Genomic DNA, 13,149 nt, shown 5'->3' on the forward strand with positions numbered 1-13,149 from the left:
GCTCCATGGATGCCGTACGCGTCGCGCTGCTGCGCGAAGTCCTCGCCGGGACCGAGTGGCCGGCCGCGACCCGGCACTTCGCCGGGGTGCTGCGCACGTCGGTGGTGCGGCGCGGCGGCGGGCTGCTGCTCGTGGGGACGCGGGAGTACGAGCCGTGGCACCTGGCCGCGCACCTGGTGGACGAGGCGGCCTGGTCGGGTCTGCCGGAGCTGGAGCCGACGCTCGTACGCCATCATGTGCGCCCCGGCGACCCGGTTCATCTGGCCGTCGGGCTCGGCAGGCTGGCGGCGGCCCGCCGGGGAGAGACGCTGCTGGTCGTGGCGCCGGAGCTGCCCGACGCGGGCCTGCTGGAGCGGGTGCACGACGCCCGTCGGGCGGGTGCGACGGTGCTCGCGCTGGACGGCGGCGAGCCGGAGGTGCACGGCCTGGCGCACGAGGCGCTGACGGTCCCGGCGGACGGGCCGCGGGACACGACCGCCGAGATCGACATCGACACGGTGCAGCACCTGGTGAGTGCGGCGGCCGGGGAGAACGGCGGGCCCGTACGCCGGGGCCGCCTGCGCTTCCGCGACCGGCTGTCACGGCTGGCGGACCAGCTGACGGAGCCACCGCCGGCGCGCTGGTAGCGGAGCGGAGCGGGGCGGAGCGGGGCGGGGGTGCGCAGGTAATCCGGTTGCCCCGAGCACCGGTGGGACGGAGCATGGGCTGCCGTGACCTCCAAGCTCTCCGCCGTACTGCCCGACCTCTCGCCCTGGCGGTCCTCGCCCGACTTCCGGCTCCTGTGGGTCCAGGGCCTGGTCACCTACTTCGGCAGCTTCATGGCCATGATCGCGCTGCCGCTGCAGATCAAGGACCTCACCGACTCTCCGCTCGCGGTCGGCGCGATGGGCGCGGTCGAGCTGGTGCCGCTGGTCGTGTTCGGGCTGTACGGAGGCGCGCTCGCCGACGCGGTCGACCGGCGCAGGCTCATCCTGGGCACCGAGGCCGCGCTCGGGTTCCTCGCCGTGGTGCTGCTGGTGAACGCGATGCTGCCGGAGCCGATGCTCTGGCCGCTGTACGTCGTCGCGGCCGGCGTCTCCGCCCTCGCGGGACTCCAGCGCCCGGCCCTGGACTCGCTGATGGCCCGGATCGTGCCGCACGACCAGCTCACCGCCGCCGCCGCGCTCAACGCCCTGCGCTGGCAGCTCGGCGCGATCGCCGGCCCGGCGCTGGCGGGCATCGTGGTGGCCTACGCGGGGCATCCGACGGCGTACGGGATCACCGTCGCCGGGTTCGCCGTCTCCGTGGTGCTGTGCCTGCGGCTCGCCCCGGCTCCGCCCGCGCACGACGCGGACAAGCCCTCGCTGCGGGGTATCGCGGAAGGCGCCCGGTACGCGTGGAGCAGGCCGGTGCTGCTGGGGACGTACGCGATCGACCTCGCGGCGATGTTCTTCGCGTTCCCGAACACGATCTTCCCCTTCCTCGCCGACGACCTGGACGCGGAGTGGTCGCTGGGCCTGATGTATGCGGCGGGGTCGGTCGGGTCGGTGGTGCTGAGCCTCACCAGCGGCTGGACGTCACGGGTGCGGCGGCACGGGCTGTTCGTGGTGTTCGGCGCGGCGGGCTGGGGCCTCGCGATCGCGGCGGCGGGCTGGTTCTCCAACGTGTGGCTGGTGCTGCTGTGCCTGGCCTTCGCGGGCGCGGGCGACATGCTGAGCGGGCTCGGCCGCTCGACGATCTGGAACCAGACGATCCCCGAGGAGCTGCGCGGCCGCCTCGCGGGCATAGAGGTGCTCTCGTACAGCGTGGGCCCGCAGCTGGGCCAGGTCCGCGCGGGCGCGATGGCGGGCTGGACGGGCACGCGTCCGGCGATCTGGGCGGGCGGTCTGGCGTGCGTGGTGTCGGTGGGGGTGCTGGCGGCGGTGCTGCCGAAGCTGGTGACGTACGACGCACACACGGACGAGGACGCGGCACGCCGCCGCGCCCAGAAGGAGGCGGCGGGGGTGTGACACGGGGCTGCGCGGGGGCTCCGCCCGCGCACCCCCGCGCCTGGGGACTACCCGCCCTCCGGGCGGGACGCGCCGTCGTGCCAGCGGGGATCGTTCTCCCACTCCAGGTTCCGCTCCCGCGCCGTCTCCATCGCGTGCTCCGCCTCCACGCGGCTCCCGTAGGGCCCGAAGCGGTCCTTCGCCGGGCACTCCGGGCCTTCCTCGACCTTCTTGTGCTCCAGGCAGTAGTACCATTCGCCCGGTTTGCCCACCGTACGCTTCTTGAACAGGGCCATCGTCGGCTCCTTCCTCCAGGGCCATGCTGCCCCATGGGCCTGCTCCTACGCCCGGCGGCGGGCACGGCCCACCCGGTTAGACTCGCGGCATGTCTGGCCAGTCGCTGCTCGTTCCCGGGGTGGTCTCCCCCACCCGTTCCGTCCCCGCCTCCATTCCCCGCCCCGAGTACGTCGGCAAGCCCGCGCCGACGCCGTACACCGGACCGGAGGTCCAGGACTCCGACACCATCGAGCGGATGCGCATCGCGGGGCGCATCGCCGCGCAGGCGATGGAGGAGGCCGCCAAGCACATCGCGCCGGGTGTGACGACGGACGAACTCGACCGCGTGGCACACGAGTTCATGTGCGACCACGGCGCCTACCCGTCCACGCTCGGCTACCGCGGCTTCCCCAAGTCGCTGTGCTCCTCGCTCAACGAGGTGATCTGCCACGGGATTCCGGACTCCACGGTCCTACGCGACGGCGACATCGTGAACCTGGACGTGACCGCCTACATCAACGGCGTGCACGGAGACAACAACGCCACCTACCTGTGCGGTGACGTCGACGAGGAGTCGCGGCTGCTGGTGGAGCGGACCCGGGAGTCGCTCAACCGCGCGATCAAGGCCGTCAAGCCGGGCCGGCAGATCAACGTCATCGGCCGGGTCATCGAGTCGTACGCGAAGCGCTTCGGCTACGGCGTGGTCCGCGACTTCACCGGCCACGGCATCAATTCGTCGTTCCACTCCGGGCTGATCATCCCGCACTACGACGCGGCGCACGCGACGACGGTCATCCAGCCGGGGATGACGTTCACGATCGAGCCGATGCTGACGCTGGGGACGTACGAGTACGACATGTGGGCGGACGGCTGGACGGTCGTCACGAAGGACCGCAAGCGCACGGCGCAGTTCGAGCACACGCTGGTGGTGACGGAGACGGGCGCGGAGATCCTCACGTTGCCGTGACCCGTCGGGCGGGTACGTTTTTACCGACAGGATGTCGGGAACAGGTTGACCCAGGTAAGACCTGAGCAATCCGCTGAGCCCGGAGGCCCGCCATGGACGCGACCGGCACACCCTTCTCGACGCTCATCCGCGACGCCTCGCACGAGCACCACGGCCGGGTCGGGACCTCCGCGTTCATGAGCGGCCTGCTCGGCGGCCGGCTCGGGGTCGCGGCGTACGCCCGCTACACCGAGCAGCTGTGGTTCGTCTACCGGGCACTGGAGGACGCGGCCGGGACGCTGCGGGACGATCCCGTCGCGGGGCCCTTCATCCGGCCCGAGCTGATGCGCGCCCCGGAGCTGGAGCGCGATCTCGCACATCTGCGGGGCCCCGGCTGGCGCTCGGGCGTGCGCGCCATGCCCGCGACCGCCGCGTACGCGGCGCGGATCACCGAGTGCGCCCGCGACTGGCCCGCGGGGTACGTCGCCCACCACTACACCCGCTACATGGGGGATCTGTCCGGCGGGCAGGTCGTCCGCGACCGGGCCGAGAAGGCGTGGGGCTTCGCGCGCAAGGGCGACGGCGTCCGGTTCTACGTCTTCGAGGGGGTCCCCAACCCGGCGGCGTTCAAGCGGACCTACCGGGCGCTGCTGGACGCTGTCGACGTGGACGACCTGGAGAAGCAGCGGGTCGTGGAGGAGTGCCGGCGGGCGTACGAGCACAACAGCGCGGTGTTCCACGAGCTCGACGCGGAGTTCCCGCTCAGCGCGTGACCTCCCGGGGCGCGGTCGGGGAATCGTCACCGCGTGCGGCAGGCGGGTTCGCGCATGAGCGACCGGGCCACGGTCAGGTCATCGTCACCGCGTGCGGCAGACGGGTCCGCTCGTCGCGCCGCAGCGGCGCTATGCGGCCCACGCTCCCGCGCGCCGGCTCCGCCTTCCGCGCGGGCCGTACGAGGCGTACGCGCCCGCCGATCTCGACGATGCCGTCAGGACCCGGCGCGGTCAGGATCTGCGAGCCCCTGCCCTGGGTGATGTTCAGCGCCCGGCCCAGCCGGTCGGTGAGCAACAGGGCCGCCGCGCCCGTCGCCTCGTCCTCCACGATGGTGTCGTCCCGCCTCGGGAAGGCCCGTGCCCGGACCCGTCCGGCCGCCTCGTCCTCCCACGCCCAGGCATAGAGCCACCCCTCTCCGGGCGGCGGCGCCGGCAGGGCGTCGACCTCGGCGGGGGACGCGTACTGCACGAGCTGCCGCGGCGGCGCCCAGTCGGCACGCGCGGTGATCCAGGTGAACTCGCCGTCGTGGCGCGCCCACACCTCGCCGGCCGGCGGGCGGACGGCGTCGAGGTCCAGCAGCCAGGCCGTGCCGACGAGGGGGTGACCGGCGAACGGCAGCCGCAGACCCGGCGTGTGGATGTCGACGACGCCGCGCTCCTCGTCGTCCACGAACACGGTCTCGCTGTAGCCGAGTTCGGCGGCGAGCGCCTGCCGGGACGCCTGGTCCGGGTAGCGGCGCGCGTCGCGAACGACGCCGAGTGCGTTGCCGAACCGGCCGTCGCCGGCACAGAAGACCTGGAGCACGTCGATGACGTCGGGCACGTCGCGTTGGTTCACGCGGGCATTCAAGCATCCCGGCCCGCGGGACGTCGTCCGCGTTCTCCCCCCGCGCCACGGTCCGGTCACCGTGGGGGTGTTGTATCCGGTCCCGGCGCCCGGCCGGTCACCGGCCCCGGTAGGGTTCGGACGGTCAGTGCGGGGCGAGGAGCAGAAGGCAACCGATGACAAGGCTGGGTCGGGCGGCGACGGGGCTCGCGGCGACAGTGGTGCTGTCCCTGACGGCGAGTGCGTGCGTGACAATCCACGGGGAGCTGGAAGTCGTCCCGTCGGCGACGGAGGCCGAGGCCGCGAAGGCGCTCGCGGACTTCACCACGGCCTACAACAAAGCGGACAAGGCATACGATCCCGCCCTCGACGCGCAGCACGTCACGGGAGCGCTCGGCGCCATCAACCAGGCGGGCCTCAAGGCCCGGCAGGTCAACTTCCCCGACGGCAATCCCCAGCACGTCCCGCTGGAGCTCACGGACGCCACGTACGTCATCCCGAAGAAGGCGGGCTGGCCGCGCTGGTTCGTCGCGAACACGGACTCCAACCGCGACCAGGACAACGGCGGCGACCGGGACAACCGCTGGCTCGTCGTCTTCGTGAAGGCCGGGGCCCGGGACACGTGGAAGGCCGCGTACCTGGCGATCATGTCGCCGAAGGAGATCCCGGCCTTCAAGCGGGACCAGGACGGCCACGCGGCGCCGGTCGCGCCGGACGACGCCTCGCTCGCGGTCGCGCCGCGCAACATGAGCGAGGACTACGCCTCGTACCTCCAGAACGGCACGCCGGAGCACTTCAAGGCGGGCCCGCACACGACGGGCTGGCGCGAGACGCGCAAGAAGAACACGTCCTTGCCGGGCCTGTCCACCCAGTACATCGACCAGCCCCTGGACATCGGCGCCTTCGCGCCGCTGGGGCTCGTCACCCAGGACGGCGGTGCGCTGGTGTTCTTCTCGGTGAAGAACTTCGAGCGGCAGACCGCCGCCAAGGGCGTGCGGATCAGAGTCGTCCCGGATGTGAAGGCGCTGCTCACCGGCGAGGTGAAGTCCACGATCACCAAGGAGCGGGTCTCCAGCCAGGTGGTCACTGTGCCCGTGGGCAGCGGCGGCGGACAGCCGGACATACTGGGCAGACTGACCGGCCTGACGGCGGCCAAGGGGTCGTAGGGGCGGGTCGGTTGGCGGCGGGGTGACGCGACAGCTGCGCGGCGCCCCCACGTCAACGGGACCTGAACAGCACGGCAGTCGGGCGCCTCACGCAGGGGCGCCCGCACGGCGGTCCTGAGGTCAGCGGCCCAGTGGCCAGGCGGCCTCGTGGCGGCCGGCGTGCGCGTCCTCGCCCGCCGCGTACCGCACGCACGCGTCCGTCAGGGTCTCCAGGAGGGTCAGCGGGTCGGGCAACGGGTGCTCCACCCCGCGCACCCAGGCCACTTCGGCCTCGCCCGGCAGGCGGGCCGGCGGCACGAGGACGTAACTGCCGCGGCAGTGCCAGCGCAGGCCCGGGTGTTCGTCCATGGTCTCGGGGTGGCAGTCCAGCTCGCAGGGCCACCACTCGTCCTCGTCCTCCGGCGTGCCGCGCGTCGCCGTGAAGAACAGCATCCGGCCCCGCTCGCCCGCGCCGCCGGACTCGGCCACGGGGCCGACGTCGACACCCTGCGCCAACAGCCGCTCCAGAGCACTGCGACCGGCCTCCAACGGAACGTCCAGGACGTCGTGGACCATGCCGGTCGCGGTGATGAAGTTGGCCTCGGGCTGGTTGCGGGCCCAGCGTTCGATCTGTGCCCGGTCGGTGGTGGACTGCGTCTGCCAGGCGAAGGACACGGGATGCGTGGCCGGGATGGGACAGCCGATGCGCTCGCAGGAACAGCTGGGACCTACGGGATACGCGGCGGGCGCGAGCGGCAGTCCGGCATCGGCGGTGGCCAGGAGCAGGGCCTCGCGCTGCGAGCCCTCCGCCTCCGCGGCCCCGGTGCGGCGGCGCAGCCACTGCGCCAGCCTGCTCTCCCGGGACGTCCTGCCCTCCGTGCCGCGGAAGCGGCCGATACCGTCGCCCATCTATCCCCTCACACCTCACGCTCGCCCCGTGCGGACAATGCCATGGTCCCACCATCCTGCGCTGCCGGTGGCCACTGTCCCCAACCGGGGTGCCTCCTCATGTGTTCCCGGCGCGCACCGGGCGCACCGGTGCGGGACCGCGGCGCACGGCGGCGTACGGCGGCTCAGGGGTGCTTTTGGCGTACGGCGTTCCGCGGGCGCGGCGCTTCAGGGACGTCGGTGCCCTCGCCCGGCACGCGCGGTGCTGGCCCGGGCCGCGGCAGCGTCAGGTACTGCGTCCAGGAGCTACGCCCCCAAGTCCAGGAGCTACGCCCCCAAGCCGTCGTCGCCGCTCCGGGGCGGCCAGGTGTCGCCCCAGTATGCGTCACGGGCCGCGCGGTAGCGGTCGCCGTGCCGCTTGGTGACCGTCTCGCGGCGCAGCCCCTCGTCCCGCGTGCACAGGTCCAGCAGGACCAGGCCCTTGCGGATCTGCGGCTTTCGGATCACCCGCGCGTCCGCCGGAGCGGCGGGGAAGCGCACGGCCGCGACATAACTGAACTTCTCGTCCTCGTAGGCCAGCGAGCCGCCCTTGACCTGCCGGTGCAGGGACGAGCGGGAGACGCGGGCCGAGAAGTGGCACCAGTCGGCACCGGGCTCGATGGGGCACGCCGCGTTGTGGGGGCAGGGGGCGGCGACCGTGAGGCCGGCCGCGATCAGCGCGTCGCGGGCCTCGATGATCCGCTCGTAGCCGTCGGGCGTCCCGGGCTCGACGATCACCACGGCCTGCGCCGCACGCGCCGCCTCGGCGACGACGGCGGAGCGGTCGGCCTCGGACAGCTCGTTCAGCACGTACGACACCGTCACGAGGTCGGTGCTCTCGATGCGGAGCGCCGAGCTGATCCGGGCCCGCTGCCAGCGCGCGGCCCGCAGCGAGGGCAAAGGCGAGGCGAGCGCCAGCTCGCGGCCCAGCGCCAGCGCGGGCTCCGCCCAGTCGAGCACCGTCGTCTCGGGCGCCGACTCCTCCCAGGCGTCGGCCACCGCCCAGCTCGCCGCGCCCGTGCCGCCGCCGATGTCGGTGTGCGTGGCCGGCGTCCACCCGGGCGCCGCCCGGCGCAGCGCCGCGAGCGCGGACCGTACGGCCTCGAAGGTCGCGGGCATCCGGTACGCGGCGTAGGCGGCGACGTCGGAGCGGTCGCGGAGCACGGGGGCGTCGGTCGGGACGGTGCCTCGGTAGTGGGCGATCAGCCGCTCGACGGCCTGCGCGGCCTGCCGGGGCGGCAGCCCGTCCAGCAGCCCGGCGAGGGCGCCGCGCAGGGTCTCGGCGGTGGGGGCGGAGGCGTTCACCGGAAGATTCTAGGCATGTCCGGACTACCGGAACGGAGCACACTGACGCCCCGGACGGCACCTCCGTGCGCCCTGCGGCGAACCGCCCGGCAGCCGGTACGGGCCCGGAACGGTCCCTGCCCGGAGCTTCAGCCCTCGGCGGCAGCCGCAACGGGGCCGGAGCGGTCGCGCTGCCAGGGGCGGCACAGGCCCGCGAAGCACGCCAGCGCCGCCACCCCGCAGCACAGCTGGACCACGGCCATCGGGACCGCCGTCGCCTCGCCCGCGATGCCCACCAGGGGGGATGCGACCGCGCCGACGAGGAACGACGACGTGCCGATCAGGGCCGAGGCCGAGCCGGCCGCGTGCGGAGTGCGCAGCAGCGCCAGCGCGGTGGTGTTGGGCGAGGCGAAGCCCATCGCCGCCGAGAGCACGAACAGGCCCGCGGCGACCGACACCAGGCCCACCTCGCCGAACACGCCCGCCGTCATCAGCAGCAGGACCGTCGCCGCGAGCGTGAGCACCGTCAGCGCCACGGCGACCACCTTGTCGAGGCTGACCCGTCCGACGAGCACCTTGCCGTTGATCTGGCCGGCCGTGATCAGTCCGACCGCGTTGATGCCGAAGAGCAGGCTGAACAGCTGGGGCGAGGCGCCGTAGATCTCCTGCATCACGAACGGGGAGGCCGAGATGTACGCGAACAGGGCGGCGAAGGCGAGCCCGCCCACCAGCATGTAGCCGGTGAAGGCAGGGTCCCCGAGCAGTCCGCGCATCGTGCGCAGCGCCTCGCCGACCCCTCCCCCGTGACGCCGTTCGACGGGCAGCGTCTCGTCCAGCCACCTCACCGCGACGAGGGTGAGCACGAGGCCGACGGCGGCGAGGACGACGAAGATGCCGCGCCAGTCGGTCAGCCGCAGCACCTGACCGCCGATCAGCGGCGCGACGATGGGCGCCGCCCCGGAGATCAGCATCAGGGTCGAGAAGAACCGGGCCATCTCGATGCCGTCGTAGAGGTCCCGGACCACGGCGCGCGCGATGACGATGCCGGCGGCGCCCGCGAGCCCCTGCACCAGGCGGAAGCCGATGAGGAGTCCGGTGCTGGGGGCGAGCGCACAGACCACGGTGGCGACGACGTACACGGTCATGCCGATGAGCAGCGGCCGTCTGCGTCCCCACTTGTCGCTCATCGGGCCGACGACGAGCTGGCCCAGGGCCATGCCGGCGAGGCACGCGGTCAGCGTGAGCTGCACGGTCGCGGCGGGCGCGTGCAGGGAGTCGGTGACCTGCGGCAGCGCCGGGAGGTACATGTCCATGGACAGCGGTGCGAGCGCGGTGAGGCCGCCCAGCACCAGCGTGACCAGCAGACCGGTGCGGCGGGTGGCCACGGCGGCCGGACCGGGCACGGTGACGGAGGAGGAAGGTGCCGGATCGGCTTCGGGGACGGGTCCTTGGGGGCTCTGACCGCTCTCCGGCATCGACAGCTCCGTTCCTTGATTCAACGCATCATGCTCTCAGCTCCCCCGTTCGAAGCGAATCCGGAAGCGTGGACTTCGTCACTGGGACACTCCGTGCCCGGTCCTGAACCGCCGGACGGACCCAGTCGCCGCCGGTCCGGCCGGACGGCACTCTCGCCGTACTGCGGACGCCCGACGCGGTGCGTGACCGCATCGGCGTCCGCTTCCGGGGTGAGTGAGCGTCAGACCTGCTGCAGACCGGGGTTGCCGGCCTCGGTCACGAACGACGCGGACGTAGCGATCGACCCGCCCGGCCTGGTGACGAAGTCCATCGAGCGGAAGTCCGCGCGCGCCTGCTGCTCGTCGAGGGTGACGGTCACATAGCCGCGCCGCCCGTTGTAGAAGCGCATGTGCGGGTTGGCCCTGGTGTAGGTCTCCCAGGTGGCCGGCCGGTCGGCGCCGTCCTTGCCGCTGGCGACGGACGTGGCGACGATCTCGGTGCCGACGGTCCTCGCGCCGGGCGTCCCGTAGTCGCGCTTGATGTCGTAGGCGTACGCGACGTGGACGTCGCCGGTGAGGACCATCAGGTTCTCGACGCCGGCGGCCTCGGCGCCGTCCAGGACGCGGTCGCGGGAGGCCGGGTAGCCGTCCCAGGCGTCCATGCTGACCCTGGCCGGCTCCGTCAGGTCCAGCTTGCGCTGCGAGAAGTTGACCTGCTGCGGCACGACGTTCCACACGGCGTCGGAGGCGCGCCAGCCGTCGATGAGCCAGCGCTCCTGCGTCGCGCCGATCATGGTGCGCGACGGGTCCTCGGACTCGGGGCCGGGGACGTGCGCCTTGTCCCCGTACGCCTGGTCGGAGCGGTACTGGCGGGTGTCGAGGACGTCGAACTGCGCGAGCCGGCCGAAGTGCAGCCGGCGGTAGAGCGTCATGTCCGGGCCGGTGGGCTGCTGGGGGGCGCGCAGCGGCTGGTTCTCCCAGTACGCGCGGTAGGCGGCGGCCCGGCGCAGCAGGAACTCCTCCGGCGGCACGCCGTTCTCGGGGGTCTCGTCCGCGTAGTTGTTCTCGGTCTCGTGGTCGTCCCAGGTGACGACGAAGGGGTGGGCCGCGTGGGCGGCCATGAGGTCGGGGTCGGACTTGTAGAGGCCGTAGCGCAGCCGGTAGTCCTCCAGCGTGACCGTCTCGCGGTTGAGGTGGGCGGGCAGCCTGCGGTCGGTGTAGTTGCGGGCGCCGCCGACGGCGTTGACGGCGTACTCGTAGAGGTAGTCGCCGAGGTGGAAGACGACGTCGAGGTCCTCGTCGGCGAGGTGCCGGTACGCGGTGAAGTAGCCGTCGTGGTACGCCTGGCAGGACACGGCGGCCAGCTTCAGCTCGCCGATCCGGGCGCCGCGGGCGGGCGCGGTGCGGGTGCGGCCGGCCGGGCTGATCCAGTTCCCGGCGCGGAAGCGGTAGTAGTAGACGCGGTCCGGGTCGAGGCCGGTGGCCTCCACGTGGACGCTGTGGTGGAACTCCGGGTGGGCGGTGGCGCTGCCGCGCTTGGCGATGCGGGCGAAGCGCGCGTCGTGCGCGAGTTCCCAGCGGACCGGGAAGCGGACCTGCGGCAGGCCGCTGCCGGGCTCCAGCGGGCTGGGCGCGAGACGCGTCCACAGCACGACGGAGGAGGGCTGGGGGTCGCCGGAGGCGACGCCGAGGGTGAACGGGTCCGCGGTGATCTTCCGGGCGTCGCCCTCGGCGGCGTGCGCGGTGCCGGGCAGGCCCACGCTGAAGGCCAGCGCGACGGCCGCGGAGCTGACGGTGAGGAAGATGCGGCGGCCCAGGTGCCGTGCGGCCGCCGCCCTGAGCTCGGGTGCGTGGCTCCGGTGCGAAGCGGGTGTCATATGGCCCTCCCCTGACGGCTGTTGTCCGTCGCATTGGAGTGGCCGGTGACGAATCGGCGTTGTCGAGGACACAACATCCGCATGGCGGTCGGATGAGATCCGTGCCGGGCACAGGCGCGTACGCTGCGCCCCATGAACGCTGTGAGGATCGCGGTGGTGACGGGCGCGGGCTCGGGCATCGGCCGCAGCGTGGCACTGGAGTTGGCGGCCGCCGCGCATGGCACGGGCGCGCACCCCGGGTGGGCGGTGGCGCTGGCAGGCCGGCGCGCCGAGGCCCTGGAGGAGACGGCGGCGCTGGCGGGCCCGGGCGCCGACGTGCTGTGCGTGCCGACGGACGTGACCGACCCGGCCGCGGTGGACGCGCTGTTCGCGGCGGTCCGCGAGCGCTACGGCCGGGTGGATCTGCTGTTCAACAACGCGGGCACGTTCGGCCCCGGCGGCATCCCCTTCGAGGACGTGCCGTACTCCGCGTGGCGCAAGGTGGTGGACGTCAATCTGACGGGTGCTTTCCTGTGCGCGCAGGCGGCGTTCCGCCAGATGAAGGACCAGGACCCGCAGGGCGGCCGGATCATCAACAACGGCTCGATCTCGGCGCAGGTCCCGCGCCCGCACTCGGCGCCGTACACGGCGACGAAGCACGCGCTGACCGGGCTGACGAAGTCCATCTCACTGGACGGGCGCCCGTACTCGATCGCCTGCGGCCAGATCGACATCGGCAACGCGGGGACGGAGATGACCCAGGCGATGCAGACGGGCATCCTCCAGGCGAACGGCGAACTGGCGGCCGAGCCGGTGATGGACGCGGCCGATGTGGCCCGTACCGTACGCCACATGGCGGAGCTCCCCCTGGAGGCGAACGTCCAGTTCGCGACGGTGCTGGCGACGAAGATGCCGTTCATCGGCCGCGGCTAGGCCCCCGGGGGCTGAGTTAGGCTCGGGGGCCTGGGTTGGGCCCGGGGGGCCTGGGTTGGGCCCGGGGGGCCTGGGGCGGCGGCTGGGCCCGGGCCGCGGTTTGGCCCGGGCCATGGGCAGGCCCGGGGGGCGGGCCGTGGGCCACGGCCGAGGGTCGCGCGGCTCAGGTCCGGCGGCCGGGGCCGGTTGGGGGGAACCGGCGGCACAGGCCCGACGGCCGGAGGGCGGTACCGAGGACCCCGCAACACAAGCCCGGTGGCCAAGGCCGGGGCGGCGGAGCCGCAGCCGAGGGCCGGCCGGGGGCCGGGAGCCGGTCACGACCTCGGCGGCGCAGGTCCGACGGCCAAGGGCGCGCCTCGGACCCAGGGGGACGCGCCGAGGAGCGACGGATCAGGCCTGGCCCGTTTCGAAGCGGCCCACCTTCCCGTCCTCGACGGTGAAACGCCACGTGGTGCGCATCTCGCCCCACGTGTCGTTGCGGTAGCGGGCGACCAGGCCGAGCCCGTCGGCCGTCTGCTTCTCGATGTCCATGTGGCCGTTCGACGAGAAGATCTCACTCTCGGTCCACTCGTCGACGTCCCGCTCACTGCCGTCGTCGGACATGGTGGCACCGGGCGTGAGCGCGGCACGGAAGCTCGCGCGGTCGTGCGCGTTGACGGCGGCGACGAAGGCGCGGACGGCGGGCTCGGTGAGTTTGCTGACGGCGATGGGCACGGCGGTGGTCCTTCCGCTCACGGGTGGGTCGCCTTCATCGGTACACCG

13 protein-coding genes and 1 pseudogene are annotated in these 13,149 nt (G+C 73.1%); 7 read left to right on the forward strand and 7 right to left on the reverse strand.

Annotated elements, in window-relative coordinates; genetic code table 11:
* The first annotated feature begins 5 nt into the window (after positions 1-5).
* Positions 6-626 (forward strand): hypothetical protein, encoded by a 621-nt coding sequence (locus ACLB9X_RS02275; RefSeq protein ID WP_410358470.1) that lies wholly within the window; start codon positions 6-8, stop codon positions 624-626.
* Positions 627-710: 84 nt separating this feature from the next.
* A complete protein-coding gene (locus ACLB9X_RS02280; RefSeq protein ID WP_410358471.1) occupies positions 711-1,988 on the forward strand; it encodes an MFS transporter in 1,278 nt (425 codons plus the stop codon).
* 47 nt (positions 1,989-2,035) lie between these two features.
* On the opposite strand, the gene ACLB9X_RS02285 is transcribed toward ACLB9X_RS02280, so the two are convergent.
* Positions 2,036-2,263: a hypothetical protein gene (locus ACLB9X_RS02285; RefSeq protein WP_410358472.1), complete on the reverse strand. Its 228-nt coding sequence runs from the start codon at positions 2,261-2,263 to the stop codon at positions 2,036-2,038.
* Between the two features lie 89 nt (positions 2,264-2,352).
* Here ACLB9X_RS02285 and map point away from each other — a divergent pair, with 89 nt between their 5' ends.
* Entirely contained in the window at positions 2,353-3,210 is an 858-nt protein-coding gene (map, locus tag ACLB9X_RS02290) for a type I methionyl aminopeptidase (protein ID WP_410358473.1), read from the forward strand.
* A 92-nt stretch (positions 3,211-3,302) separates the two neighbouring features.
* On the forward strand, positions 3,303-3,962 hold the full coding sequence (locus tag ACLB9X_RS02295) for a heme oxygenase (biliverdin-producing) (RefSeq protein WP_410358474.1): 660 nt from the start codon (positions 3,303-3,305) through the stop codon (positions 3,960-3,962).
* A gap of 73 nt (positions 3,963-4,035) precedes the next feature.
* On the opposite strand, the gene ACLB9X_RS02300 is transcribed toward ACLB9X_RS02295, so the two are convergent.
* Positions 4,036-4,800 carry a PhzF family phenazine biosynthesis protein gene (locus tag ACLB9X_RS02300; RefSeq protein ID WP_410358475.1) on the reverse strand — a complete coding sequence of 255 codons (765 nt, stop codon included), beginning with the start codon at positions 4,798-4,800 and terminating at the stop codon, positions 4,036-4,038.
* Positions 4,801-4,964: 164 nt separating this feature from the next.
* Between ACLB9X_RS02300 and ACLB9X_RS02305 the strand changes: the two genes are divergently transcribed.
* Positions 4,965-5,954, forward strand: a complete 990-nt coding sequence (locus ACLB9X_RS02305) for a hypothetical protein (protein WP_410358476.1) — start codon at positions 4,965-4,967, stop codon at positions 5,952-5,954.
* Between the two features lie 120 nt (positions 5,955-6,074).
* On the opposite strand, the gene ACLB9X_RS02310 is transcribed toward ACLB9X_RS02305, so the two are convergent.
* The 3 genes from ACLB9X_RS02310 to ACLB9X_RS02320 form a co-directional block, all read right to left on the reverse strand.
* Positions 6,075-6,842, reverse strand: a complete 768-nt coding sequence (locus ACLB9X_RS02310) for a bifunctional DNA primase/polymerase (protein WP_410358477.1) — start codon at positions 6,840-6,842, stop codon at positions 6,075-6,077.
* Between the two features lie 306 nt (positions 6,843-7,148).
* Positions 7,149-8,165 carry a small ribosomal subunit Rsm22 family protein gene (locus ACLB9X_RS02315; RefSeq protein WP_410358478.1) on the reverse strand — a complete coding sequence of 339 codons (1,017 nt, stop codon included), beginning with the start codon at positions 8,163-8,165 and terminating at the stop codon, positions 7,149-7,151.
* 128 nt (positions 8,166-8,293) lie between these two features.
* Positions 8,294-9,619 carry a multidrug effflux MFS transporter gene (locus tag ACLB9X_RS02320; protein ID WP_410358609.1) on the reverse strand — a complete coding sequence of 442 codons (1,326 nt, stop codon included), beginning with the start codon at positions 9,617-9,619 and terminating at the stop codon, positions 8,294-8,296.
* A gap of 110 nt (positions 9,620-9,729) precedes the next feature.
* Between ACLB9X_RS02320 and ACLB9X_RS02325 the strand changes: the two are divergent.
* A pseudogene (locus ACLB9X_RS02325) lies at positions 9,730-9,837 on the forward strand (gfo/Idh/MocA family oxidoreductase); the annotation flags it as partial.
* A 3-nt stretch (positions 9,838-9,840) separates the two neighbouring features.
* Here the strand turns inward: ACLB9X_RS02325 and ACLB9X_RS02330 are convergent.
* Positions 9,841-11,475, reverse strand: a complete 1,635-nt coding sequence (locus ACLB9X_RS02330; protein ID WP_410358480.1) for an alkaline phosphatase D family protein — start codon at positions 11,473-11,475, stop codon at positions 9,841-9,843.
* A gap of 132 nt (positions 11,476-11,607) precedes the next feature.
* On the opposite strand from ACLB9X_RS02330, the gene ACLB9X_RS02335 reads away from it, so the two are divergent.
* The gene (locus ACLB9X_RS02335; protein WP_410358481.1) at positions 11,608-12,387 is read left to right on the forward strand and encodes an SDR family oxidoreductase; all 780 of its coding nucleotides are present in this window, start codon (positions 11,608-11,610) and stop codon (positions 12,385-12,387) included.
* Positions 12,388-12,777: 390 nt separating this feature from the next.
* Here the strand turns inward: ACLB9X_RS02335 and ACLB9X_RS02340 are convergent, their stop codons facing one another.
* Positions 12,778-13,101 (reverse strand): nuclear transport factor 2 family protein, encoded by a 324-nt coding sequence (locus ACLB9X_RS02340; RefSeq protein ID WP_410358610.1) that lies wholly within the window; start codon positions 13,099-13,101, stop codon positions 12,778-12,780.
* Positions 13,102-13,149 lie beyond the last annotated feature (48 nt).

Origin of the sequence: Streptomyces sp. 5K101, assembly GCF_046506645.1 — a bacterium.
Classification (GTDB): Bacteria; Actinomycetota; Actinomycetes; order Streptomycetales; family Streptomycetaceae; genus Streptomyces.

Bases quoted from the DNA above. Each gene is read 5' to 3' on its own strand.
- ACLB9X_RS02275 (WP_410358470.1), top strand. From the start codon at position 6: ATGGATGCCGTACGCGTCGCGCTGCTGCGCGAAGTCCTCGCCGGGACC.
- ACLB9X_RS02285 (WP_410358472.1), bottom strand. From the start codon at position 2,263: ATGGCCCTGTTCAAGAAGCGTACGGTGGGCAAACCGGGCGAATGGTAC.
- map (WP_410358473.1), top strand. From the start codon at position 2,353: ATGTCTGGCCAGTCGCTGCTCGTTCCCGGGGTGGTCTCCCCCACCCGT.
- ACLB9X_RS02295 (WP_410358474.1), top strand. From the start codon at position 3,303: ATGGACGCGACCGGCACACCCTTCTCGACGCTCATCCGCGACGCCTCG.
- ACLB9X_RS02305 (WP_410358476.1), top strand. From the start codon at position 4,965: ATGACAAGGCTGGGTCGGGCGGCGACGGGGCTCGCGGCGACAGTGGTG.
- ACLB9X_RS02310 (WP_410358477.1), bottom strand. From the start codon at position 6,842: ATGGGCGACGGTATCGGCCGCTTCCGCGGCACGGAGGGCAGGACGTCC.
- ACLB9X_RS02320 (WP_410358609.1), bottom strand. From the start codon at position 9,619: ATGCCGGAGAGCGGTCAGAGCCCCCAAGGACCCGTCCCCGAAGCCGAT.
- ACLB9X_RS02330 (WP_410358480.1), bottom strand. From the start codon at position 11,475: ATGACACCCGCTTCGCACCGGAGCCACGCACCCGAGCTCAGGGCGGCG.
- ACLB9X_RS02335 (WP_410358481.1), top strand. From the start codon at position 11,608: ATGAACGCTGTGAGGATCGCGGTGGTGACGGGCGCGGGCTCGGGCATC.